General features: G+C 42.1%; 21 protein-coding genes. 15 read left to right on the forward strand and 6 right to left on the reverse strand.

The features are described from left to right. Positions 1-179: 179 nt before the first annotated feature. A complete protein-coding gene (gene purL, locus EAE92_RS08635) occupies positions 180-4,067 on the forward strand; it encodes a phosphoribosylformylglycinamidine synthase (RefSeq protein WP_214067778.1) in 3,888 nt (1,295 codons plus the stop codon). Between the two features lie 371 nt (positions 4,068-4,438). Here the strand turns inward: purL and EAE92_RS08640 are convergent, their stop codons facing one another. The 5 genes from EAE92_RS08640 to EAE92_RS08660 all read right to left on the reverse strand — a co-directional run bounded on the left by EAE92_RS08640 (position 4,439) and on the right by EAE92_RS08660 (position 8,244). Continuing rightward, positions 4,439-4,789, reverse strand: a complete 351-nt coding sequence (locus EAE92_RS08640) for a hypothetical protein (RefSeq protein ID WP_214039302.1) — start codon at positions 4,787-4,789, stop codon at positions 4,439-4,441. 64 nt (positions 4,790-4,853) lie between these two features. After that, positions 4,854-6,020 carry an FAD-dependent oxidoreductase gene (locus EAE92_RS08645; protein WP_214067779.1) on the reverse strand — a complete coding sequence of 389 codons (1,167 nt, stop codon included), beginning with the start codon at positions 6,018-6,020 and terminating at the stop codon, positions 4,854-4,856. A 177-nt stretch (positions 6,021-6,197) separates the two neighbouring features. After that, positions 6,198-6,797 (reverse strand): short chain dehydrogenase, encoded by a 600-nt coding sequence (locus tag EAE92_RS08650; RefSeq protein ID WP_214067780.1) that lies wholly within the window; start codon positions 6,795-6,797, stop codon positions 6,198-6,200. 733 nt (positions 6,798-7,530) lie between these two features. Continuing rightward, on the reverse strand, positions 7,531-7,932 hold the full coding sequence (locus EAE92_RS08655) for a type II toxin-antitoxin system MqsA family antitoxin (RefSeq protein WP_046397899.1): 402 nt from the start codon (positions 7,930-7,932) through the stop codon (positions 7,531-7,533). 15 nt (positions 7,933-7,947) lie between these two features. Beyond that, positions 7,948-8,244, reverse strand: a complete 297-nt coding sequence (locus tag EAE92_RS08660; RefSeq protein WP_110086337.1) for a type II toxin-antitoxin system MqsR family toxin — start codon at positions 8,242-8,244, stop codon at positions 7,948-7,950. 904 nt (positions 8,245-9,148) lie between these two features. On the opposite strand from EAE92_RS08660, the gene EAE92_RS08665 reads away from it, so the two are divergent. The 5 genes from EAE92_RS08665 to glnB all read left to right on the forward strand — a co-directional run bounded on the left by EAE92_RS08665 (position 9,149) and on the right by glnB (position 14,811). Beyond that, positions 9,149-10,588, forward strand: coding sequence for a sensor histidine kinase (locus tag EAE92_RS08665; RefSeq protein WP_046394455.1), 1,440 nt, complete (start codon positions 9,149-9,151; stop codon positions 10,586-10,588). Between the two features lie 3 nt (positions 10,589-10,591). Further along, entirely contained in the window at positions 10,592-11,434 is an 843-nt protein-coding gene (gene qseG / locus EAE92_RS08670; RefSeq protein ID WP_246545094.1) for a two-component system QseEF-associated lipoprotein QseG, read from the forward strand. After that, a complete protein-coding gene (gene glrR / locus EAE92_RS08675; RefSeq protein ID WP_036810434.1) occupies positions 11,431-12,768 on the forward strand; it encodes a two-component system response regulator GlrR in 1,338 nt (445 codons plus the stop codon). The genes qseG and glrR overlap by 4 nt, the downstream gene beginning before the upstream one ends. 66 nt (positions 12,769-12,834) lie before the next feature. Then, the gene (locus tag EAE92_RS08680; protein ID WP_214067781.1) at positions 12,835-14,457 is read left to right on the forward strand and encodes an NAD+ synthase; all 1,623 of its coding nucleotides are present in this window, start codon (positions 12,835-12,837) and stop codon (positions 14,455-14,457) included. A 15-nt stretch (positions 14,458-14,472) separates the two neighbouring features. Beyond that, positions 14,473-14,811 (forward strand): nitrogen regulatory protein P-II, encoded by a 339-nt coding sequence (gene glnB / locus EAE92_RS08685; protein WP_011147501.1) that lies wholly within the window; start codon positions 14,473-14,475, stop codon positions 14,809-14,811. A 528-nt stretch (positions 14,812-15,339) separates the two neighbouring features. On the opposite strand, the gene EAE92_RS08690 is transcribed toward glnB, so the two are convergent. Beyond that, positions 15,340-15,630: a hypothetical protein gene (locus EAE92_RS08690; protein ID WP_214067782.1), complete on the reverse strand. Its 291-nt coding sequence runs from the start codon at positions 15,628-15,630 to the stop codon at positions 15,340-15,342. 658 nt (positions 15,631-16,288) lie between these two features. Here EAE92_RS08690 and EAE92_RS08695 point away from each other — a divergent pair. Genes EAE92_RS08695 through EAE92_RS24985 form a run of 9 tightly spaced genes read left to right on the forward strand, consistent with a single transcriptional unit; the run spans position 16,289 to position 22,528 of the window. Further along, positions 16,289-18,319, forward strand: a complete 2,031-nt coding sequence (locus EAE92_RS08695; RefSeq protein WP_214067783.1) for a type VI secretion system Vgr family protein — start codon at positions 16,289-16,291, stop codon at positions 18,317-18,319. 2 nt (positions 18,320-18,321) lie between these two features. Then, the gene (locus tag EAE92_RS08700) at positions 18,322-18,819 is read left to right on the forward strand and encodes a DUF4123 domain-containing protein (protein WP_214067784.1); all 498 of its coding nucleotides are present in this window, start codon (positions 18,322-18,324) and stop codon (positions 18,817-18,819) included. After that, positions 18,816-19,157 carry a hypothetical protein gene (locus tag EAE92_RS08705; RefSeq protein WP_214067785.1) on the forward strand — a complete coding sequence of 114 codons (342 nt, stop codon included), beginning with the start codon at positions 18,816-18,818 and terminating at the stop codon, positions 19,155-19,157. The genes EAE92_RS08700 and EAE92_RS08705 overlap by 4 nt, the downstream gene beginning before the upstream one ends. A 1-nt stretch (position 19,158) precedes the next feature. Next, positions 19,159-19,932, forward strand: a complete 774-nt coding sequence (locus tag EAE92_RS08710) for a restriction endonuclease fold toxin 5 domain-containing protein (RefSeq protein WP_214067786.1) — start codon at positions 19,159-19,161, stop codon at positions 19,930-19,932. A 12-nt stretch (positions 19,933-19,944) separates the two neighbouring features. Continuing rightward, positions 19,945-20,667: an Imm52 family immunity protein gene (locus EAE92_RS08715; RefSeq protein WP_214067787.1), complete on the forward strand. Its 723-nt coding sequence runs from the start codon at positions 19,945-19,947 to the stop codon at positions 20,665-20,667. A 46-nt stretch (positions 20,668-20,713) separates the two neighbouring features. After that, positions 20,714-20,824 (forward strand): PAAR domain-containing protein, encoded by a 111-nt coding sequence (locus tag EAE92_RS25585; RefSeq protein WP_479687650.1) that lies wholly within the window; start codon positions 20,714-20,716, stop codon positions 20,822-20,824. 20 nt (positions 20,825-20,844) lie between these two features. Continuing rightward, entirely contained in the window at positions 20,845-21,618 is a 774-nt protein-coding gene (locus tag EAE92_RS08720) for a Tox-REase-5 domain-containing protein (RefSeq protein ID WP_214067788.1), read from the forward strand. Between the two features lie 12 nt (positions 21,619-21,630). Next, on the forward strand, positions 21,631-22,353 hold the full coding sequence (locus tag EAE92_RS08725) for an Imm52 family immunity protein (protein WP_065390260.1): 723 nt from the start codon (positions 21,631-21,633) through the stop codon (positions 22,351-22,353). 46 nt (positions 22,354-22,399) lie between these two features. Then, on the forward strand, positions 22,400-22,528 hold the full coding sequence (locus EAE92_RS24985) for a PAAR domain-containing protein (RefSeq protein WP_281422763.1): 129 nt from the start codon (positions 22,400-22,402) through the stop codon (positions 22,526-22,528). Positions 22,529-22,650 lie beyond the last annotated feature (122 nt).

Consider the following 22,650-nt stretch of genomic DNA (forward strand, 5'->3'; position numbering starts at 1 on the left):
GGAACAAAAACCGGCTGTGCAACCTAATTGATACTATTTACATGACTTGGACAAAGGATAATTGGCGGTAATAATCGTCACGCAAACGGTTTCGTCATGGATGACAATCCTCTATAATGCACTCATTTCCCCTTAGGCATCTATTAAGCTTTGCTTCTAAGATGAGAGAATTGATTACTATGAAAATTCTACGTGGTTCACCTGCTTTATCTGCATTTCGTATCACTAAACTCCTTTCTGTGTGTCAAGAACAGCAACTTCCGGTCAATGATATTTATGCGGAATATGTTCATTTTGCAGAGATTAATGCACCTTTGAGTGATGTTGATTCAGCAAAGTTACAACAGTTACTGAAATATGGACCTTCGCTGGCTGAACATGAACCCCAAGGTACGTTACTGTTAGTGGCGCCTCGTCCAGGAACGATTTCCCCGTGGTCTTCCAAAGCAACCGATATTGCTCACAATTGTGGTCTGTCCCAGGTTGTGCGTCTGGAGCGTGGCTTGGCTTATTACATCCAAAGTGGCGAAATGAGTGATGCACAGTGGCAAATATTGTCATCACTGTTGCATGATCGGATGATGGAAACGGTCTTTACTCAATTGGAACAGGCGGAAAAATTGTTTTCTCGTCAACAACCCGTTCCGTTAAGACGCATTGATATTCTGCAAGCAGGACGCAGCGCGTTGGAGCAAGCCAATACGGAGCTTGGATTGGCATTGGCCCCGGATGAAATTGATTATCTGATGGAGGCTTTCCAGAAATTAGGGCGCAATCCAACAGATGTTGAACTTTATATGTTTGCTCAGGCTAACTCTGAACATTGCCGCCATAAAATCTTTAATGCTGACTGGATTATTGATGGTCAGGAGCAGCCAAAATCACTGTTCAAAATGATTAAAAACACCTATGAGCAGACACCCGATTATGTTCTGTCAGCCTATAAAGATAACGCTGCTGTGATGGAGGGATCTTCTGTCGGCCGTTTCTTTGCCAGTGCGGAAAACGGTTCATATGATTACCATCAGGAGCAGGCCCATATTCTGATGAAAGTGGAGACGCATAATCACCCGACTGCGATTTCTCCTTGGCCGGGCGCATCGACAGGTTCTGGTGGTGAAATTCGCGACGAAGGGGCGACCGGGCGTGGCGCTAAGCCAAAAGCGGGTCTGGTGGGATTTTCAGTATCTAATCTGCGGATACCGGGTTTTGAACAGCCGTGGGAAGAGGATTTCGGTAAACCGGAACGCATTGTTAGCGCCTTGGATATTATGATGGAAGGCCCTTTAGGGGGCGCGGCATTTAATAATGAATTTGGTCGCCCGGCGTTGTTGGGTTATTTCCGTACCTATGAAGAAAAAGTCAACAGTCATAACGGCAGCGAATTACGTGGTTATCACAAACCCATCATGCTGGCCGGTGGGATCGGTAATATCCGAGATGAACATGTCAAAAAAGGTGAAATTTCTGTTGGCGCAAAACTAATTGTGCTCGGTGGCCCGTCCATGAACATTGGTTTAGGTGGGGGGGCTGCATCTTCTATGGCGTCGGGGCAATCCGATGCTGATCTGGATTTTGCTTCTGTTCAACGGGATAACCCGGAAATGGAGCGCCGTTGTCAGGAAGTGATCGATCGCTGTTGGCAGTTAGGTGAAAACAACCCGATTCTGTTCATTCATGATGTTGGTGCTGGTGGGCTTTCCAATGCCATGCCTGAGCTGGTCAGTGACGGTGGTCGCGGTGGACGGTTTGAGCTGCGCAAAATTCTTAATGATGAGCCGGGGATGAGTCCGCTGGAAGTCTGGTGTAACGAATCACAAGAGCGTTACGTACTGGCGGTCGCGCCGGAACAACTTCCGCTGTTTGAAGAGATTTGTCGGCGTGAGCGTGCGCCTTATGCCATTATCGGCGAGGCAACAGAAGAACGTCATTTACTGCTTAATGATGAACACTTTGATAACCAGCCAATCGATATGCCTCTGGATGTACTGCTAGGTAAAACGCCAAAAATGTTGCGTAATGTCAGTACATTAAAAGCCGGAGGTGAAAGCCTTGAACGCCGGGATATCGATCTGGCAGAAGCCGTTAAGCGCATTATGCATTTGCCGGCGGTGGCAGAAAAAACCTTCCTGATAACGATAGGCGATCGCTCTGTCACTGGCATGGTTTCCCGTGATCAAATGGTGGGTCCGTGGCAGATCCCGGTTGCGGACTGCGCTGTCACCACCGCCAGCCTTGATAGCTACTATGGCGAAGCGATGTCTATGGGGGAACGTGCGCCGGTCGCTTTGTTGGATTTTGCTGCTTCCGCTCGAATGGCAGTCGGTGAAGCTTTGACCAATATCGCTTCTGCTTATGTTCAGGATTTAAAGCGCATTAAACTTTCAGCGAACTGGATGTCCGCTGCGGGTCATCCTGGCGAGGATGCCGGTTTGTATGCGGCGGTTAAAGCAGTGGGCGAGGAGTTATGCCCTGCGCTAGGGCTGACTATTCCGGTGGGTAAAGACTCTATGTCGATGAAAACCCGCTGGCATGAACAAGGTGAAGAGCGTGAGATAACGGCGCCTTTGTCGCTGGTGATTACCGCTTTTGCCAGAGTGGAAGATGTACGTCGTACAGTAACGCCGGAGCTTTCCACCGATGAAGATAATGCATTGTTACTAATCGATCTGGGGCAAGGAAAAAACACACTGGGCGGTACCGCATTAGCACAAGTTTACCGTCAACTGGGTAATAAAACCGCGGATGTACGTAGTGCTGAGCAATTGGCTGGTTTCTTCAATGCGATTCAGCAACTGATTGCGGAACAAAAATTACTGGCTTATCACGATCGCTCTGATGGTGGTTTACTGGTCACGTTGGCTGAAATGGCTTTTGCCGGGCATTGTGGTATTGAAGCTGATATCAGTGTGTTTGATGAAGATATTCTGGCTGCGCTCTTTACAGAAGAGTTGGGCGCTGTAGTTCAGATTCGAGCATCGGATAGAGGATTTGTTGAAAGCGTTTTGGCAGAACAGGGTCTGGCCGATTGCGTGCATTATCTGGGCAAAGCCAAAGCAGGTGATGATTTTGTTATCTTTAGTGGCAACACTGAAGTGTATCGTCAGAATCGCAGTACTTTGCGTTTATGGTGGGCAGAAACCACATGGCAAATGCAGCGTCTGCGCGATAACCCGGAGTGTGCAGATCAGGAACATCAGGCGAAACAGGATAATCAGGACCCAGGACTGAATGTAAAACTGACTTTTGATGTTTCAGAAGATATTGCAGCGCCTTACATTTTGCAGCAGGTAAGGCCGAAAGTGGCTGTACTGCGTGAACAGGGCGTTAACTCCCATGTTGAAATGGCTGCGGCGTTTCACCGAGCAGGTTTTGAGGCGATTGATGTTCATATGAGTGATTTGTTGTCTGGGCGTATTGGATTGAGCCAATTCCAGACACTGGTTGCCTGTGGCGGCTTCTCGTATGGTGACGTGTTGGGGGCAGGTGAAGGTTGGGCGAAATCAATTCTGTTCAATGAGCTTGTTCGTGATGAATTTGCCGCTTTCTTTGCACGGCCTGATACGTTGTCGTTGGGTGTTTGTAATGGTTGCCAGATGATGTCTAACTTGCGGGAGTTAATCCCAGGCGCTGAACATTGGCCGCGTTTTGTACGTAACCGTTCAGAGCGCTTTGAAGCACGATTCAGTTTAGTGGAAGTGGCTGACAGCCCGTCACTGTTTTTGCAAGATATGGCAGGTTCTCGTATGCCGATTGCGGTTTCTCATGGGGAAGGGCAAGTGGAATTCCGTGATAGACAGCATCTTGAGATGCTTGAAAGCAACCAGTTAGTGGCTTTGCGTTATGTAAACAACTATGGTCAGGTTACGGAAAACTATCCGGCTAACCCAAATGGTTCAGTGAATGGCATTACCGCAGTTACCAGCATTGATGGTCGGGCAACTGCGATGATGCCGCATCCAGAAAGGGTATCCCGCACGGTGAATAACTCTTGGCATCCGCATGAGTGGAACGAAGATGGCCCGTGGATGCGACTTTTCCGTAATGCTCGTAAGCAGTTAGGATAAGTACCGCGGTGTAAGTAAATTGTGTCAGCCGGTTTTTTCCGGCTGATAGCGTTCATTGGCTTCATTGTGATTCTTTGTTTCGTAACTGACGTGAGATCGCAATTGAAGCCATTTATCTATTTATTTCAATTCATTTTGAAACGGTATTTGATTAGTCAAAAAATATTCATTAAATGGAACATACGAGGCATCATAGTCTAAATAAGTTTTCTACTGGAAGTGATAACCGGATTGATTGCCTACATTTTCTAACTCAAAAACCGAATCTGAGTTTACATGCTTCTGAATTGATTGTTTTTAAACATATCTAAGGTTATATGTGTAAAAATAGGCTGTAAGAAATGAAACTCAGTCTATTTTAAACATTGTATTTACCATCCTAAATAATAATCATCAGCTAACCAGCATGGTCTGTTTAAATGAAACCATTCTTGTAAAAGATTTTCTGTTACACAAAATGCCCCTTCTGTCCACCCTTGTTGACTTGAATAAGCTTCACCAATGATATGAATTGATTCATCGCATATAGGGCGGCGCATATAAGGCATTACCTCATTAACATAAATTCCCGCATGCCAGGCATGATAGCCGCCGCCATAAGGATCTTGAGACCAATCTTTAATTCGTGCAATATAAGGGGGTGGAATTTTTATTCCATGTAGTTCTTCAACTTGGCTCATAGCTTCATCAATTGAGTTTTTAGAAGCTTTATTATTTGGCACAAATATTTTTTCAATTTTTTATTTCGATAGTTAGTCATGTTGATTTCCTTTTTGCGTATTAATATCAGATTTTAAATGGAGTTACGTCATAGAATGTATGGCCATTAATAGCTAATTGGGCACATATCTTGCCAAGTAATGGCGTGAATTTAGCACCCCATCCAGAAGTATAAACGACAATATTTGAATGACCTGGTAACGAATCTAAGTAGAAAGGTTTGTCATCCTTTGGCATTGCTAACATGCATGTAGATGTAAATTTGGGTTCTGGGTCAAGATATTCCATATGGTTCTTAACCCACTGGTTTGTACCTTCAAAATCACTTTTTGTTGGCGGTGTCCGTTGCTCTGGACTGTCATAAATTTTGAATGGATAATCTGGCGCTACTTTAATGTAGCCTGGGTTTTTCCAAGGTGCTTCAGGGAACCCATAATATAAATTACTATTTTTAGCATTAGGTTTCTGGAATGCAAACCATGTTGGATAATTTATTTTTGGATTTTTTTTACGAAAATATGCAGAAACCATATCCCAGATTTCTAAATTAAGAATAGTACCCAAAGGCGAGATTAATTTATTGGTATATGGACCAACGGCCATGACGATTTTTTTGCCGTGATATATTTCTTTATTTGTCGTTACAATTACTTCATTACAGCCATCTGATTCAATTTTTGTTACTAAATTGTATTCTTTAAAATGTACTCCATTATTGTGAGAAACATTATAGAGGGTTCTTAAAGTTGCAGGTAGATTAATAATACCACCGTTGGCTTGGAAAAAGCCTATATAATTATCGGGTATATTTTTAAATTGATACCAAGCTTCAATTTCTTTTGCGGTTAAATATTGATAAGGAATCCCCATTCTTTTCATTGTATTAATGGTAGAATTAATTCCGCCTTCGGTTGTTGGGATTGTTGGATCTCCAAACCAAAGGCTGCCAACATATGAAATAAGTTCAGTTACTGTTTGTTTTTGCAGCCTTTTCCATTCTGGGGTAGAATCAATAACCATTTGGGTCATAAAGTCATCATCGTATTGAAAGCGGAACTGACGGGAAGCTTCCGCGCTACTAGATAATTGATTAAAGAAGGAAGATTGCTCTAGGACGAGAACATCTTTTCCGTTTAATGCAGTGTGTCCCCCAAAAAAGGATGTTGCATTATATGCTGTGGAAAGGCCAATCAATCCACCACCAATAACGATTAACTCATATATTTTAGCCATAAACGTGCCTTTATTGTAGTGTATACTTTGTAAAATATAGAATATTTACTGCCTATCCTGATGGGAATAACTGGTACAGGCAGTTTGAATACGAGCTAACTTAATTTAGCTGTTTGATAGCTAACTAATATAAATATACAAGTCTTTTAGGACTATATATTAATATTTTTTTCTAAATTAATAAACTTCGTAGTTTTGTCCGGTTTGAGCTCCGTCGACACTTTTTCTAAAAGCAAGTGCTACACGGCTAGCAGGAACAGCATTAAAACCTGGGAAAAACTCACTGTATTTATCCAATGATTCCTGTAAGACATTAGGGCTAACGCTGTTTATACGAATTCCCCTTGGCATTTCAATTGCTGCACATTTTACAAATGCCTTAACACCACCATTTGCCATCGCTGCTGATGCCCCTTGTAGGATAGGGTCGTCCATTATAATTCCAGTTGTTAAAGTAAAACTTCCGCCATCATTAATATAGTCTATTCCTAACAATACTAAGTTAATTTGACCTTTAAGTTTACTGTTTATTCCTATCTCATTTAACTCTGGAGTTAATTTTGAAACTGATCCAAAATGTGCGCTACCTGTTGCACTGACTACAGCATCAACTTTGCCAATTCTCTCATACATGCTTTTAATACTATCAACGGAAGTGATATCAACTACAACGTCTAAGCCATTTCTTCCGGCACGAATGACTTCGTGATTTTTTTCTAATTCTTCCGAGATTGCTTTTCCTATTGTACCGCTTGCTCCAATAACAATAACTTTCATTTCTGTTTACCCTTTCCTAATTAATAAAATTTTCTCGACTACATCGTTGCATAATGAATATTACTTTTAACTCGACATAAGTGGAAGTCTCTAATAATGCTAGAGCATAAAATGAAATTTACAACTCCAATAGTTGAATCAAACAACAGTGCGGGGTGGGTTTGTACAAAATAAGCTCAAATTGAGTCTTTTTAAGACTCTTTTGGGGTATTTTTTCTTAATAATTTAAGTTTGAATATATTTTTTACGAGATATCAAAAACATACTGTCAGAGATTCATGGTGTCCAAATAAAGTGGAGCGAAGATAGTCCGTGGATGCGCATTTTCCGTAATGCTCGTAGGTAGTTAAGGTAAGTACCACGGTGTAAGTGAATTGTGTCAACCGGTTTTTCCGGCTGATAGTGTTGATTGGCTTCATTGTGATTCTTTGTTTCGTAACTGACGTGAGATCACAGTTGAAGCCATTTTTTATTTGTTTTCGCATTCCATCCAGAGGTATAAACGGCTATGTTTGGATGATTTGGTAATGAATCTAGATAGAAAGGTCTTTCACTCTGTGGTTAACATAATTATATAAATTTTCTAGACTCATTATATTGAGCGTATGGAAATGTGCTGGTTTTGCCGAATGCGAAGTTGATAGATAAATCGATTTCGATTCCAGTCGTGTTGCTTGAGGATAGACCTATTAATTAATAAGGGGTTGGAGTTTAATAGAACGAAAGGGAAGAATCACATCATCCTGACCTCAGAGAGTAAATCGGGGTGACGATCCAACACTTTAAGCAACTTCACCAAAGCTAGAGATGGCTTGGTCTTACCGTTTTCATAGCGCGAGAAAGCATTGATACCACCGCCGAAGATTTCAGAAGCTTCCCGCTGATCAAGCGCGAGCTTCTTACGTACTCTGGCAATGAACTTAGGATCGACTATGGCCGCGTTGACTTGCTTCGAGAATGTCCGCATTTCGCACATGACGCGTTCCGATTCCGCAGCATCCAAAATAGATTCGGCGCAGGCAGGGCAAAAGTCGCCTGTTACCGCAGAAATGATGGTGGTTTCGCCCTTGTAAGTATAGGGCAGATCGCGGGTGTCATGGATAAGTTCCGCTGCACCGCAAACAGGGCATTTCATGTTCATAGCTCCTATTCATAACTCTTTGAAGGACACGATCAGCACGTCATCAATGACCGTCAGTTTCAGGTACACGTCGCCTACCTGTATACTTGGTCGGTACACATCTTGCCAGACAGAATGATCAGAGTAAGTAGTCATACTCTTGTAGAAGTCTGCTGGAGTGAGCGCCATCACTACGGCTAACATATCGGAGAACTCCAGCCCCAACTCATTCGCACCGACTCGCGCAGCATGTGTGGTACGTACCTTTCCAGCTTTAATCAAGGTTTTGACCACTGATAACTTACAATGTGGGGTCCGTTTTTCCATATGAGCGGATATTAACCTAGTTGGTTAGTATAATGCAATATCTCAAATTGAGTGGGATCTTGAACCATATATGGCGGTTCCCTGTTTTGGGTTTGGTACATATTTTCCCCCGAATAGAAACTTTTTTATTTCTATCTACGATGGTACATCATTGGCTGATAAAGGCCAGATATGAAGCAAATAATATCGGCTATTGGTATGATATCAGTGCTGGTGATTCAGATGTGAAAGTTTTATATCGGTGAATTCTTAGGCATTTGGATGCCTAAGTGTTCTATTGTCTCAATTACCCGACAAACATGCGTTATGAGTGTCTCAAAAAGGAGACATCTAATTATTTGATTTTAATCTATTTTTATTTGCATGATTTTGAGTGTCTTTAATTGGCGACAGAAAATAAATTTTGCTCATATCGGAAAAGAAGCTGTTTAGTTGCTGAAACGTAACATTTAATTTTTTCTAAAGTAAAAACAGTTGGTTATGATTATTTTTTTAATGTTGGCATGGGATCTGCATTAAGCTGGCACAGTTGCTCATTCAACTTCTTATGTCGGCCCACATTTAGGTGGAGAGATGCCACATAAACCATCGAATGATGCCAGAGTAAGGTGCCTACCGTCCAACTCAGTGATATCGCTTTCGGGCCTTATCAAACATCGGGCGACACGTGGAGTGAGGCACCAACCTATGTCTGACTGTTGTAGATAAACAGCGGGCATGCGTTATCCTCACTGGCGGGATAGTAGCGAAAACTATTATCCCGCCGTCATCGCTCAGGTGTTTACCTGCCCCTTTGTACTGTTTGCGTCTTACACTGATTTTCAGTCACAGTAGAATTTATCAGCCGATGGGTTTTTCTATCCGCCCTTTGTCGGTTAGCATTGGTGTACTGACAGGTTACGAGATGATTTCCTTGAAAAAATGGCGTTTATTTCCGCGCTCATTGCGCCAATTAGTTGTCATGGCCTTCTGGCTGGTGTTATTGCCGTTGTTGGTTCTGGCTTATCAGGCTTACCAGAGTCTTGATCAACTCAGTGAGCAAGCGGCTGATATAAATCGTACCACGCTAGCGGATGCCCGCCGCAGTGAGGCTATGACAGGTATTGCATTGGAGATGGAGCGCAGTTATCGCCAATATTGTGTGTTAGGGGATAAGACGCTGGAAAACCTTTACCAAAAGCAATATCAGCAATACCTTAAGATGCTGAAAGATCAGATGGTTATACTTGATGACCAACAGCATATTAAAACGCTTAACAGTTTATTGTCGCAATTGACAAAAATCAGTTGCTTTAATAGCGAACCTACCCAACCTGCCGCTCAATTACTTGAGCAATTCTCTAATGCTAATAGCCAAATGGTACAGGCTACCAGGGATATTATTTTCAGCCGGGGAGAACAGCTACAGAGAGATATTGCTGAAAAAGGACAATTTTTTGGCTGGCAGAGTCTTATTTTATTTCTACTGAGTGCGTTACTGGTCGCGTTATTTACTCGCATGATTATCGGGCCGGTTAAAGGGATTGAACGCATGATTAACCGATTGGGAGAAGGGCAATCATTAGGCGTTCGCATAGATTCTTTTCAGGGGCCGCGAGAACTCCGCTCTTTGGCGCAGCGGATTATCTGGCTTAGTGAACGCTTGGCCTGGTTAGAATCACAACGCCATGAGTTTTTACGTCATATTTCTCATGAACTGAAAACACCGCTGGCAAGTATGCGGGAAGGGACAGAATTACTGGCTGATGAAGTGGCAGGGCCATTAACGGCTGATCAGCAAGAAGTGGTTGCTATTCTTGATAATAGTAGTAAACATTTACAACAATTGATCGAGCAATTACTGGATTATAACCGTAAGCTGGCAGATGGCCCGACGGAGCAACAGCAGGTTTCTCTGCTGGAAATTGTTAATGAAGTAGTTTTATCACACAGTTTACCCGCGAGATCGAAGAATATTCAGACGGAAATTCAGCTTGATGCTGATATTTTATGGGCAGAGCCTACGCTATTAATGCGGGTTATTGATAATCTCTACTCTAATGCGGTGCACTATGGCGCCGAATCCGGTAACATCTGGGTTTCAAGTCGTCAGATTGGTAAATATGTTCAAATTAATGTTGCTAATACAGGTACGCCCATTCCTGAATCAGAGCGTAGTATGATTTTTGAACCGTTCTATCAGGGAACGCTCCAGCGCAAAGGTGCAGTGAAAGGCAGCGGTCTTGGGTTAAGTATTGCTCAGGATTGTATTAAGCGTATGGGGGGCGAACTGATATTGATTCAGAGCGAATTTGCTGACGTCTGTTTTCGTATTAAATTGCCATTAACTGCTGAGAATGAATAAATAATGCATAACAGGTCTACTTACCGTTTTGTACAAAAGACGGATCGGCAGAATATTGCAGTACAACCTGGGAAAAACATGTTGGTTGCCAGATTGTTATTACCACGAGTTTCAATTTGGGGTTTTAGCATGATTCTGTTGATCTTCATCGTTTTTTTATTGGCGGGTTGCGTCAAAAATCCGGTTAATAATAATTTAACGGCAGTGACGCAAATGGTAATACCAGAGCAACGGGTAACGGATTACCGTATTGCAGAATGTGAGTTAATGTGGGATTTAGAGACGCCGCCATCGATTGAGAATGCGCTTTACTGGCTGCGATTGATGGGCTGTTCAGATCGCCTGACATCAGCTAAAGCGCGTAATATGGCGAAATACACTCTTCCGGTCACTTGGGATATGGCTTTTAAACAAAGTATTTTACTTAATAGTGCCGGGCCTACGTTGTCTGAACGTCGGAAAATGGTTGAAAATTTCAACAAATACAGGTTGAAATTCCCAGACTCGTTGCGACCGTTATTACAGTTATGGCGCGAACAGCAGGTTCAGCAAATTGCAGTGGCTGAGGAGCGGGCAAGATTCCAAAAATTACAGGCCGATACGGATAATAAACTTGATCGTCTGCGAGAAAGTCGCGCACGGTTGGAATTTGAGCTACAAGAAACTTCTCGTAAACTGGAAAACCTGACAGATATTGAGCGTCAGCTCTCTTCCCGTAAGCAAAATCAGGGGAGTGCTGGATCAAGTAATTCGGATAAACATGCTGAAACGCCAGCGACGACATTACCTGGCAAAAACAGTACGCCAAACAATACCTCTGAATCAGATAAAGGAGCCGCACCATGACAGCGCGTAAGCCAGCCCATCTTCTTCTGGTTGATGACGATCCTGGTTTGTTGAAATTGTTGGGAATGCGTCTTACCAGTGAAGGCTTTCGTGTCACAACCGCAGAAAGTGGCGGTGAAGCGTTGAGACTGTTAACTAAAGAAAAAGTTGATTTGGTGATCAGTGACCTGCGTATGGATGAAATGGATGGCATGGCGCTGTTCGCTGAAATCCAGAAGCAACAACCGGGCATGCCGGTGATTATTCTGACAGCTCATGGCTCAATTCCAGAGGCAGTGGCGGCCACTCAACAGGGGGTCTTCAGTTTTCTGACTAAACCGGTTGATCGGGATGCGCTTTATAAAGCGATTGATGGCGCATTGGCGTTGTCCACGCCCGCTAGTGATGAGCAGTGGCGGGAGCAGATAGTTACCCGCAGTCCTGTTATGTTGCGCTTGTTGGAGCAGGCGCGAATGGTCGCTCAATCCGATGTCAGTGTACTGATAAACGGTCAGAGTGGCACCGGGAAGGAAGTGTTAGCCCTGGCAATTCACCGCGCCAGTCCGCGAGCGAAAAAACCATTTATCGCGATTAATTGTGGCGCTTTGCCAGAACAACTCCTTGAGTCAGAACTGTTTGGTCATGCTAAAGGCGCATTTACCGGTGCGGTCAGTAGCCGTGAAGGGCTATTCCTTACTGCGCAGGGAGGAACGCTGTTTCTTGATGAAATCGGTGATATGCCGCTGGCTTTGCAGGTTAAATTATTGCGGGTATTGCAGGAACGTAAGATACGCCCGCTCGGAAGTAATCGTGATCTGGATATTGATGTACGGATTATCTCCGCGACGCACCGTGATTTACCGAAGGCAATGGCAAAAAATGAATTTCGCGAAGATCTCTATTACCGTCTAAATGTTGTGAACTTGAAAATTCCAGCTTTGAATGGTCGGGTTGAAGATATTCCTTTATTGGCGAATCATCTGTTGCGTGAATCAGCGAAACGCCATAAACCTTTTGTCCGTAGTTTCTCCGTTGATGCAATGAAATGCCTGATGGCGGCGAGTTGGCCTGGCAATGTGCGTCAGCTTGTTAATGTGATCGAACAGTGTGTTGCGCTAACTACTGCGCCGGTTATTAGTGAAGCCTTAGTTATGCAGGCGCTGGAAGGGGAAAATACAGCGTTGCCCACTTTTGTAGAAGCCAGAAATCAGTTTGAACTGAATTATCTGCGTAAATTGCTGCAAATGACCAAAGGGAATGTGACTCATGCGGCGCGTATGGCGGGACGTAACCGGACTGAATTCTACAAATTACTGGCGCGTCATGAATTGGATGCGAATGATTTTAAAGAATAACTTTTCTACTGCTCAGGAAGTTTTTACACTGATATAAATATTGGTGGCTTGGGAGAGCCAAATTATATGAGCCGTACTCTTAATATTGCCCTTGCACAGCTTAATTGGATGATTGGCGACATTGAAGGCAACTGTGAACGTATGTTGCAGACAGTACAGGAACAACAGCAACAAGGTGCTGATTTGGTCATGTTTTCTGAACTGGCGATATCTGGTTATTCTCCAGAAGATCTATTATTCCGGGCTGATTTTCATCAGCGTTGCCGTGAGCAATTAGCACGTTTACAGGCTGCCAGTTGCCAAACTGCTATTTTAGTTGGTCATCCTTGGGAACAGGACGGAGAGATTTACAACGCACTTTCCTTATTCTGGCAAGGGAAAATTTTGGCCCGTTATTTCAAACAACGGTTACCAAATTATGGTGTTTTCGATGAAAAACGCTATTTTAAAGCGGGCGATAAAAGCTGTGTTGTGCCATTTAAGGGCTACAATCTCGGTTTATTGATTTGTGAAGATTTATGGTTTGATGAACCGATTGATGCTTTGAAACAGGCAGGCGCAGACTTAATTCTTTCTATCAACGCTTCTCCATATAATCGTGAAAAACCTTATATTCGTTATGAACTGATTAGAGAACATTGCCAACGTACAGATCTACCCATGATTTATCTTAATCAAGTTGGCGGTCAGGATGAGTTGATTTTCGATGGCTGTTCTAAAGTTTTTAATGCAAATGGTGAAGTGACTCATCGGTTAGCCGCATTTAATGAACAGATCCAGCAATGCCGCTTTAATGAATTAACGATTGAACCTATGGTTAATCCGGCGCCTGAATTACCGCCATTGCAGCAGGTATATCAGGCATTAGTCCTTTCAGTGCATGATTACGTTCGCAAAAATGGCTTTCAAGGCGTGTTATTAGGCTTATCTGGGGGAATTGACTCTGGTTTAACGCTGGCAATCGCTGTTGATGCATTGGGCAAAGATCATGTTCAGGCTGTTATGATGCCATTCCGCTATACATCTGAAATGAGTATAGAAGATGCTAAAGAACAAGCTGAGATATTGGGTGTTGAGTTTAATGTGGTGTCGATCGAACCGATGTTTGATGCATTTATGGCACAATTTGAACCTCTGTTTGCGGGTACGGCCAAAGATACCACCGAAGAGAATTTACAGGCGCGTTGCCGTGCCGTTATTCTGATGGCGATGTCTAATAAACGCCATCGTCTCGTGCTGACGACCAGCAATAAGAGTGAATCAGCGGTGGGATATTCCACATTATATGGCGATATGGCGGGTGGTTTTAATGCGCTGAAAGATGTACCGAAAACATTGGTATTTGAATTAGCAAAATATCGTAATACCGTTTCGCCGGCGATACCTCAAAGAGTGATTGATCGTCCGCCATCGGCGGAATTGGCGCCAGGGCAGCTTGATCAGGACAGTTTACCGCCCTATGACATTCTGGATGATATTCTGGAAGGTTATGTGGAACAGGATAAATCGGTTGATGAGCTGGTGGCTGCGGGATTTGATGAACAGATTGTGCGTAAAGTTGTTCGTTTGGTTGATATCAACGAATATAAACGTCGTCAGGCGCCAGTGGGGCCACGTATTACGCCACGCAATTTTGGTAAAGACAGACGCTACCCGATTACCTCTGGTTTCGGCCGTAAAAACTGGTAACAACAGGAAAACTTCATGAAAAAGATTGATGCGATTATCAAACCTTTCAAACTGGATGATGTGCGTGAAGCTCTGGCGGAAGTGGGTATCACCGGAATGACGGTAACCGAGGTGAAAGGTTTTGGCCGCCAGAAAGGACACACTGAGCTATATCGCGGTGCGGAATATATGGTGGATTTTCTGCCAAAAGTGAAAATAGAAATTGTCGTGCCAGATGATATTGTCGATACCTGTGTTGAAACCATTATGCAGACGGCACAAACCGGAAAAATCGGTGATGGTAAAATATTTGTATTCGACGTGGCGCGTGTTGTGCGTATCCGTACTGGTGAGCAGGACGAAGAGGCGATTTAGCTTCATTTAAATTTGGGGGTGGCGACAGGTAGATATAAGGCGCCACTCTCAATAAAAGTAGTCGGAATTTTTCGATGACCGTTTAGACGGTCACCGATAATAGACACATTCATTTATAATCTTATATATCCAATCAAGGCGATGAACTACCTTACAAGTAAAGGTTTTATCACATACCCATTTTCTGTAACTCGATTTTCTCCAACAATAATCCTAGTGTCAGGTAAAATGAAATATGAATATATGATTTTGAGCCTTCTGACTGACATGATATAACCACGCCAATCGTCGACAACCCAAGAATCTCTAGAACCTCCAGAAACTATAGTAAAATAATCGTCGGATACTTGGTACTGTGCTTGATCAGTGCTCCAGTAGTTAATTGCAACTTCAATTGTGTCACATTTCGTATTATTGGTAACGTGAATCATGCCCATATTACAACTCCCTTACTATTTCAATCTGATTGCATTAAGATTTAATTTATTAGGATGCCGTTTCGGACTAGCAACATTAAATATAAATAAGTTAGCTTACAAATAAAGGTTTTATCACATACTCATTTTCTGTAACTCGATTTTCTCCGACAATAATTTTGGTGTCAGGTAAAATGAAATATGAAGATGTAATTCCTAGCCTTTTGACTGACATGATATAACCGCGCCAATCGTCAACAAACCAGGAAGCCCTAAAATATCCAGGACTGATATTAAAATAATTGTCGGACACTGTGAATCGTGCGTAATCAGTACTCCAATAGTTAATTGCAACTTCAATCGTATCATTTTTCAGATTGTTGGTAACGTGAATAATGCCCATATTACAACCCCTCACTATTTCAATCCGATTTTATTAAGATTTGACTTATTTAGGATGTTGTTTTGGACTAACAACATTAAGTATAGATGAGAAATTCCTATTTAATTTAATATTCTTTATTGTTTTTATTTCATAAAATAACTGATCACTATAATTAATGTTTGGAATAAATTATCAAAACAGTTTTTAATTTAAATTATCGGATAATTTATTACGGTTTGAAACTAGTTAAATCTTTTCAAACCGTAAATAGTGGTAAATAAGAATTGCGGGAAGATCTCTTGCTTGCTGAAAATATATTGGATCATTTTTGCCTTGGCTTTCTGGACAGGTCATCATAAATGTCATTTCTATAAATTAAATACTGTTTCTATTCACTTCACTTTATTGGTTATTATCACCGTAATATTAAGTTGAAAATTTAAATCACCTTATGTGGGCCAAACATTCATAGTGAATAAATTGTTTATCATTACTTCTGTCCTCTGTCTTCTGTCCTCTGTCCTCTGTCCTCTGTCCTCTGCCTTCTGCTATTTCATCATATTTTCTTATGAACTCATTGCATGATTGATTAAAAAACATCATAATTGCTTCTTTTGTGATCATTTCGTTTAGGGATATATTGTGAGCTGACGATTCAACAGAGGTAATCATCGTTATGGTTAATAATTTTGATGTAGAACGAACAGGGCTGGTTTTTACTCTTACGGTTGGTAATCTTCCTGTGAAAACTTTTGCTGTGGTTGATTTTATGCTGGATGAAGCGTTGTCAACGCTATTCAGTTTGCACGTCACACTGACTTGTATCAAGCCGGACATTGATTTTGCGGAAGTTCTGGATAAATACGCCACATTGACCGTTTATCGTGACGGACAACCTGAGCGTTATATCACCGGGATTGTGACTCATTTTGTGCAGGAAACCGCGAACCGTTATCGTAGTGGTTATTCCTTGACTCTCCATCCTTCCTTGTGGCGTGCCGGATTGCGGGTTAACTCCCGTATTTTTCAGCATCAATCCGTCACCGATATTATTGATAGGCTATTGAAAGAAAATGGCGTTCGTCAATTCTCTTGTTGCTTGCGTTATGAACATCCCGTACGGGAGTTCTGTGTTCAGTACGATGAGAGTGATTTGGCTTTTTTACAGCGTCTGTTAGCTGATGAAGGGATCTTTTATTACTATTACTTTAATCAGGATAAGGGTGAGCCGACAATGGTTTTTGTCGACTCTTATGCTGAGAATGGCTCTCTTACACTGCCCTACAACCCAGAACTTGACGCCACAGGCAGCCAGTGTTGCATTAGCCGGTTTCGTTGGGAAGAAAAAGTGGGCATCGCTGAAGTTTCGGTGAGAGATTACACATTTAAACATCCCCGGTGGTTTGCTGATTTTCAATTCCACGAAAATTACAGGTACATCGGCAATCAGCGTTCGGATTTACCTAGTTACTATTACTATGACTTTCCCGGACGTTATAAAGATAAGAATGGGCAGCGGATAAGTCAGTACCGGCTGGAGGCGTTGCGTAATGATGTTTTGCTCGGTAATGGGCATAGTGATAGTTTTGCTCTCTTACCGGGCAGGTGGTTTAAGCTTACCGATCATCCGAAAGAAAAATTTAATACTTCGTGGCAAATAATCCAAATTACTCACCAAGGCCATCAGCCTCAAGCGGATGAATCTCGTTTTGGCGGCAGAGGGACGACTTTGACGAACCATTTCACCTTTGGTAGCCCCAACCGGGTATGGCGTCCTTCGCCTTATCCCAAGCCACGTATTGATGGCTTGCAAATTGCCACAGTGGTGGGGCCGGAGGGAGAAGAAATATTTTGTGATGAATATGGACGAGTACGGGTGCAATTTGACTGGGACCGGTATGGCGAACTTAATGATCAGAGTTCTTGCTGGATAAGAGTTAGCCAGTCTTGGGCTGGACACTGTTGGGGAATGATGACCATCCCGCGTGTTGGTCAGGAAGTCCTGGTTGATTTTCTGCATGGTGATCCTGACCAGCCGATTATTATTGGTCGTACCTATAATGCCATTAATCTCCCACCGAACCGTTTGCCGATGGCAAAAACGCAGATGGTAATCCGATCAAAAACCCATAAAGGGGAAGGGTTTAATGAACTGCGTTTTGATGATGATAAAGGCGGTGAGGAAATTTATATTCATGCTCAGAAGAACATGAAAACGGAGATTTTAAACGATGAAATGGTCAATATTGCACATAATCAGACTCATCATATTAGACATGACGCCCATTTACGTGTTGATAATGAATATCGTGTTCTGGCGCAGCATGATATTTCCGTTTCAACCGGACAAAAACTTCATATTAAAGCTGACGATGCGTTGTTGGTACAAAGTGGAAATGAAATTCATCTCAGTTCTGGGGCGAAGATAGTCATTGATGCTGGAAGTGAGCTCACCTTACAGGCCGCGGGGCATTTTATTAAAATTGACGTCGGTGGTATCAGCAGTAGCGCCGGGATCAATTTTGCCAGTGGAACCCCGGGTACAGGTTCGGGTTGGGGAGGAAAACTGCCGGATATGCTGGATAAATTGAAACAGGTCAGTGCTGAAATATCCACTCCTGTTGCTCAAGAACTACTTAAAGAAATTTGTCTCAGTTGTTTGATGAAAGCTGAACTTGAAGAAGCAATAACCGTTATTCGGGGATAATTATGACACTTGAATTAAGCGAAAAATTGGTTAATTACCAGAAAAAACATCCCGGCATTCGGCTTTACGCATTGGTGAATGGCTTGCAGTATAAACGCTGTTTTGGTGAGGAGATTAATTATATCGAGGGTGTCAACAACCCACTATTCCGGCACTATCCAGATTCAAAACTTGCGTTTGCAGGCCCGTGGCTATTTGATATGGAATATGCGCATCAATGGCAAGAAAAATTATCAACACTTGAAGAAACGTATCCGGCAGTATCATGGTTATTAACCTCTCTGTCATTAGATAAGCTGACTCGCCACCTTGTACCATATTTAAATATTCAACTGCCGACAAAACAGATTGCGCTTCTACGTTTTTATGATCCTCGTATTTTGCATCGCATCAGTGACATTTTTAGCCATGAGCAATTGTCCGCATTCACGTATGATATTAATAAATGGGTTTATCAATACAATGCCACTTATTATTCGGTGTCAGGAGCTCCATTATGATTGAATTGACTCAGGAACAATTTGATATTATCACCAAACTGGAAAAACAGACGGTGATTGATCGTATACAGGCCGAACTTCTCACTAAACATGCGGATTTAATTCCTTCCCCATCTTCGCTGAACGAACGGCTAATGGCTGCTTATGATTATTTGCTGTCATTAAACTTTCAGGATAAATACTTGATTCAATCCTATTTATCTCTGGTTGCGTTTAATCCTGATTTTCAGCACGCTTTGCCAATCAAGACAGCCTTGGAATCCCTTGATCAAAAACCCGAGCAGCAATTTAAAGATATTCTTTTTATTGCAAAAAATAAGATAAATAGGAGACGTTAATATGCCAATACCCTTATTAGCTCCGGTCGCAGTGGGTGCGGCTGAATATATCGCCAGCGCTTGTGCCGGAGTATTAATTGCGGTTGGGCTGATGGAAGCCGGTAAAGATAAATCCGTTATAGAGGATGACGACATTCACCATAAGAAAACGGATTTTGTGATAAGCCCTGAAATCACAGATGAAGATCGAAATATCGTCTGGAGTGCCGAGGCCCATGCGGATTTTTGGGAGGACGATGATTTAGGGGATGAATCTGTTGATACCAGTGCGGTTCAGACTAAAGCCCAGCCTGAGACGGAAGAGTGTGAAAAAACGGAAACTAAAAAAGCATGCAAGGCTTGCCTTGCTATTCCGGTGACAAGTGAAAAATATCGCAAGGTGAGTCGCTGGAGCGCTATCACGATTAACTATCAGAGATTTATTGCTAAAACTAAATATAACCCGCTCACACAAATGATCCAGGAATTTCAATGCCTGAAAGTGACGTTTGATGGCTGGCGACCAGCGTATTGCCTGTTTCTGGAGGCTAAAGCGCGGTATGACCAGTTTTTTGATACTGAAGGTGAACCCAAAATTTGGTGGAAAGGGAGTAAATCAGGTAAAAAACAGGCGGAAAGGCATCAAACTGTTTGTGATGTACTAGAGGGGACTCCGCATGTGGAATGGCATTTTTTACAACCAATCAGTTATGCTTATTTTAAGGGAATATTTAGTCAATTTAAAAATATCAGTGTCCACTATACGCCCTGTGCCGATTTAATGGCTAGAATCTAATTCGAGGTTTAAATGACAATAATCCGTATAAAAGCCAATGTATATTATGAACAACAGGAAACCATTACTGTAAATACAGCGTTAATGGATTTATTTCATATTACACGGCAAATCGATATCTTTTTCGGGCAGGAAAAGACATGGTATTTAACTGGTTATTCACGAACAGAGGCCCTAAAACACATTGTGTTTGATAAACAAGGGCCAACAGAAGAGACAGTGAGCTATTTTGAAAAATCTTATAAAAAAGATTTTCCATCACTTATTGAAGATATGTGGGATGGTGAGCGAGATGATATAGCCAATAGTATTAGTTATAATAAACTGTCTACAAGAGGTCCCAACTGGGTTTGGTTAGAATTCAATTTGAAAATTGACCGTAGTCAATTGGATGTATTCCGATTAATTGATTTAGTTAAATACTTAGCGACCAGCCGTGATTTTCCTTATATTCAGGTGGAAACTAACGGTTATACCTTAAAAGGCAGGCAGGTTTTTCCTGATCGCCTTAGTGTCGGCTGGATGCTTTACCAGCCTCGTATTATTGATAAATCCTATCTGCCTATGGCGGAAGATGTGCTTCCTGTGTATCAAAATAATGAACAGGTAGGCACTCTGATTATTACCAAAAAAGGAATTTTTGATGGAAGAAATCAGGATGATATTGATAAATCCAATGATGTTGAAATACAGTTGGTGAACCTGGGATTACTGCCATTAATTACAGAAATTTAATGAAAGGTGATGTTATTTACCAATCGGAAAACGATGGGGAACTTTAATGTCAAAGGCGGTTATTCTGCTGGGCGATACGACAGATCATGGCGGTAAGGTGATTACCGCTATTGCTCAATATACTCACAATGGTGTTCCTATTATTGCAAAAAAATAAGATAAACAGGAGACGTTAATATGCCAATACCCTTATTAGCTCCGGTCGCAGTGGGTGCGGCTGAATATGTCGCCAGCGCTTGTGCCGGAGTATTAATTGCGGTTGGGCTGATGGAAGCCGGTAAAGATAAATCCGTTATAGAGGATGACGACATTCACCATAAGAAAACGGATTTTGTGATAAGCCCTGAAATCACAGATGAAGATCGAAATATCGTCTGGAGCGCCGAAGCCCATGCGGATTTTTGGGAGGACGATGATTTAGGGGATGAATCTGTTGATACCAGTGCGGTTCAGACTAAAGCCCAGTCTGAGACGGAAGAGTGTGAAAAAACGGAAACTAAAAAAGCATGCAAGGCTTGCCTTGCTATTCCGGTGACAAGTGAAAAATATCGCAAGGTGAGTCGCTGGAGCGCTATCACGATTAACTATCAGCGATTTATTGCGAAAACTCAATATAACCCGCTCACACAAATGATCCAGGAATTTCAATGCCTGAAAGTGACCTTTGATGGCTGGAGACCTGCGTATTGCCTGTTTCTGGAGGCCAAAGCGCGGTATGACCAGTTTTTTGATACTGAGGGTGAACCAAAAAGTTGGTGGAAAGGTCAGGTTTCTGCGCGAAATCAGGCAAAAAGACATCAAGTAGTCTGTGATGTACTGGAGGGAACTCCTTATGTGGAATGGCATTTTTTACAACCTGTCAGTTTTAGCTATTTTAAGATATTGTTCAGTGAATATGAAAATATCAGTGTTCACTATACACCCTGTACCAATTTGGCAGCGACAGCTTAATTAGAGGTTTAAATGGCAATAATTCGTTTAAAAATTAATGTACGTTATGAACAGCAGGAAGTCATTACTGTAAATTCGGCATTAATGGATTTATTTCGTGTCACACGGCAAATCGATATCTTTTTTGGGCAAAAAAAGATGTGGTATTTGACTGGTTATTCCCGAAAAGATGCCTTGAAACACATTGTATTTGATGAAAAAGGGCCTACAAGCGTTGCAATAAGGGACTTTGAAAAAGAGTATAGGAAAAATTTTCCTTCACTTATCAATGGAATGTGGGATGGACAAAAAGATGAATTATCTTGTGGTATTATTTATGATAAATCAAAATCTGGGCATCCTAACTGGGTTAAGTTAGAACTCAATTTAAAAATTGACAGTAGCCAACTGAATGCATCCCGATTAATTGATTTAGTTAAATATTTAGCGACCAGTCGTGATTTTCCTTATATTCAAGTGGAAACTAACGGCTATACCTTAAAAGGCAGGCAGGTTTTCCCTGATCGCTTAAGTGTCGGTTGGATGCTTTACCAGCCCCGTATTATTGATAAGTTCTATCTGCCTATGGCGGAAGATGTGCTTCCTGTGTATCAGAATAATGAACAGATCGGCACTCTGGTTATCACCAAGAAAGGGATTTTTGATGGAAGAAATCAGGAGGATATTGATAAATCCAATGATGTTGAAATTCAGTTGGTGAATCTGGGATTACTGCCGTTAATTACCGAAATTTAATGAAAGGTGATGTTATTTACCAATCGGAAAACGATGGAGAACTTTAATGTCAAAAGCGGTTATTCTGCTGGGCGATACGACAGATCATGGCGGTAAGGTGATTACCGCTATTGATGAATATACTCATAATGGTGTTCCTATTATTGCAAAAAATGAGATAAACAGGAGGTGTTAATATGCCAATACCCTTATTAGCTCCGGTCGCAGTGGGTGCGGCTGAATATATCGCCAGCGCTTGTGCCGGAGTATTAATTGCGGTTGGGCTGATGGAAGCCGGTAAAGATAAATCCGTTATAG

Origin of the sequence: Photorhabdus hainanensis (assembly GCF_018448965.1) — a bacterium.
GTDB classification, from domain to species: Bacteria; Pseudomonadota; Gammaproteobacteria; order Enterobacterales; family Enterobacteriaceae; genus Photorhabdus; species Photorhabdus akhurstii.

Coding starts and splice junctions, on each gene's coding strand:
- EAE92_RS08715 (WP_214067787.1), top strand. CDS start 19,945: ATGACAATAATCCGTATAAAAGCCAATGTATATTATGAACAACAGGAA.
- EAE92_RS08655 (WP_046397899.1), bottom strand. CDS start 7,932: ATGAAATGCCCTGTTTGCGGTGCAGCGGAACTTATCCATGACACCCGC.
- EAE92_RS08650 (WP_214067780.1), bottom strand. CDS start 6,797: ATGAAAGTTATTGTTATTGGAGCAAGCGGTACAATAGGAAAAGCAATC.
- EAE92_RS08660 (WP_110086337.1), bottom strand. CDS start 8,244: ATGGAAAAACGGACCCCACATTGTAAGTTATCAGTGGTCAAAACCTTG.
- EAE92_RS08690 (WP_214067782.1), bottom strand. CDS start 15,630: ATGGGCATTATTCACGTTACCAACAATCTGAAAAATGATACGATTGAA.
- EAE92_RS08645 (WP_214067779.1), bottom strand. CDS start 6,020: ATGGCTAAAATATATGAGTTAATCGTTATTGGTGGTGGATTGATTGGC.
- EAE92_RS08720 (WP_214067788.1), top strand. CDS start 20,845: ATGCCAATACCCTTATTAGCTCCGGTCGCAGTGGGTGCGGCTGAATAT.
- EAE92_RS08700 (WP_214067784.1), top strand. CDS start 18,322: ATGACACTTGAATTAAGCGAAAAATTGGTTAATTACCAGAAAAAACAT.
- EAE92_RS25585 (WP_479687650.1), top strand. CDS start 20,714: ATGTCAAAGGCGGTTATTCTGCTGGGCGATACGACAGATCATGGCGGT.
- EAE92_RS08680 (WP_214067781.1), top strand. CDS start 12,835: ATGAGCCGTACTCTTAATATTGCCCTTGCACAGCTTAATTGGATGATT.
- EAE92_RS24985 (WP_281422763.1), top strand. CDS start 22,400: ATGTCAAAAGCGGTTATTCTGCTGGGCGATACGACAGATCATGGCGGT.
- EAE92_RS08710 (WP_214067786.1), top strand. CDS start 19,159: ATGCCAATACCCTTATTAGCTCCGGTCGCAGTGGGTGCGGCTGAATAT.
- EAE92_RS08695 (WP_214067783.1), top strand. CDS start 16,289: ATGGTTAATAATTTTGATGTAGAACGAACAGGGCTGGTTTTTACTCTT.
- EAE92_RS08725 (WP_065390260.1), top strand. CDS start 21,631: ATGGCAATAATTCGTTTAAAAATTAATGTACGTTATGAACAGCAGGAA.
- qseG (WP_246545094.1), top strand. CDS start 10,592: ATGCATAACAGGTCTACTTACCGTTTTGTACAAAAGACGGATCGGCAG.
- EAE92_RS08705 (WP_214067785.1), top strand. CDS start 18,816: ATGATTGAATTGACTCAGGAACAATTTGATATTATCACCAAACTGGAA.
- EAE92_RS08665 (WP_046394455.1), top strand. CDS start 9,149: ATGATTTCCTTGAAAAAATGGCGTTTATTTCCGCGCTCATTGCGCCAA.
- glrR (WP_036810434.1), top strand. CDS start 11,431: ATGACAGCGCGTAAGCCAGCCCATCTTCTTCTGGTTGATGACGATCCT.
- glnB (WP_011147501.1), top strand. CDS start 14,473: ATGAAAAAGATTGATGCGATTATCAAACCTTTCAAACTGGATGATGTG.
- purL (WP_214067778.1), top strand. CDS start 180: ATGAAAATTCTACGTGGTTCACCTGCTTTATCTGCATTTCGTATCACT.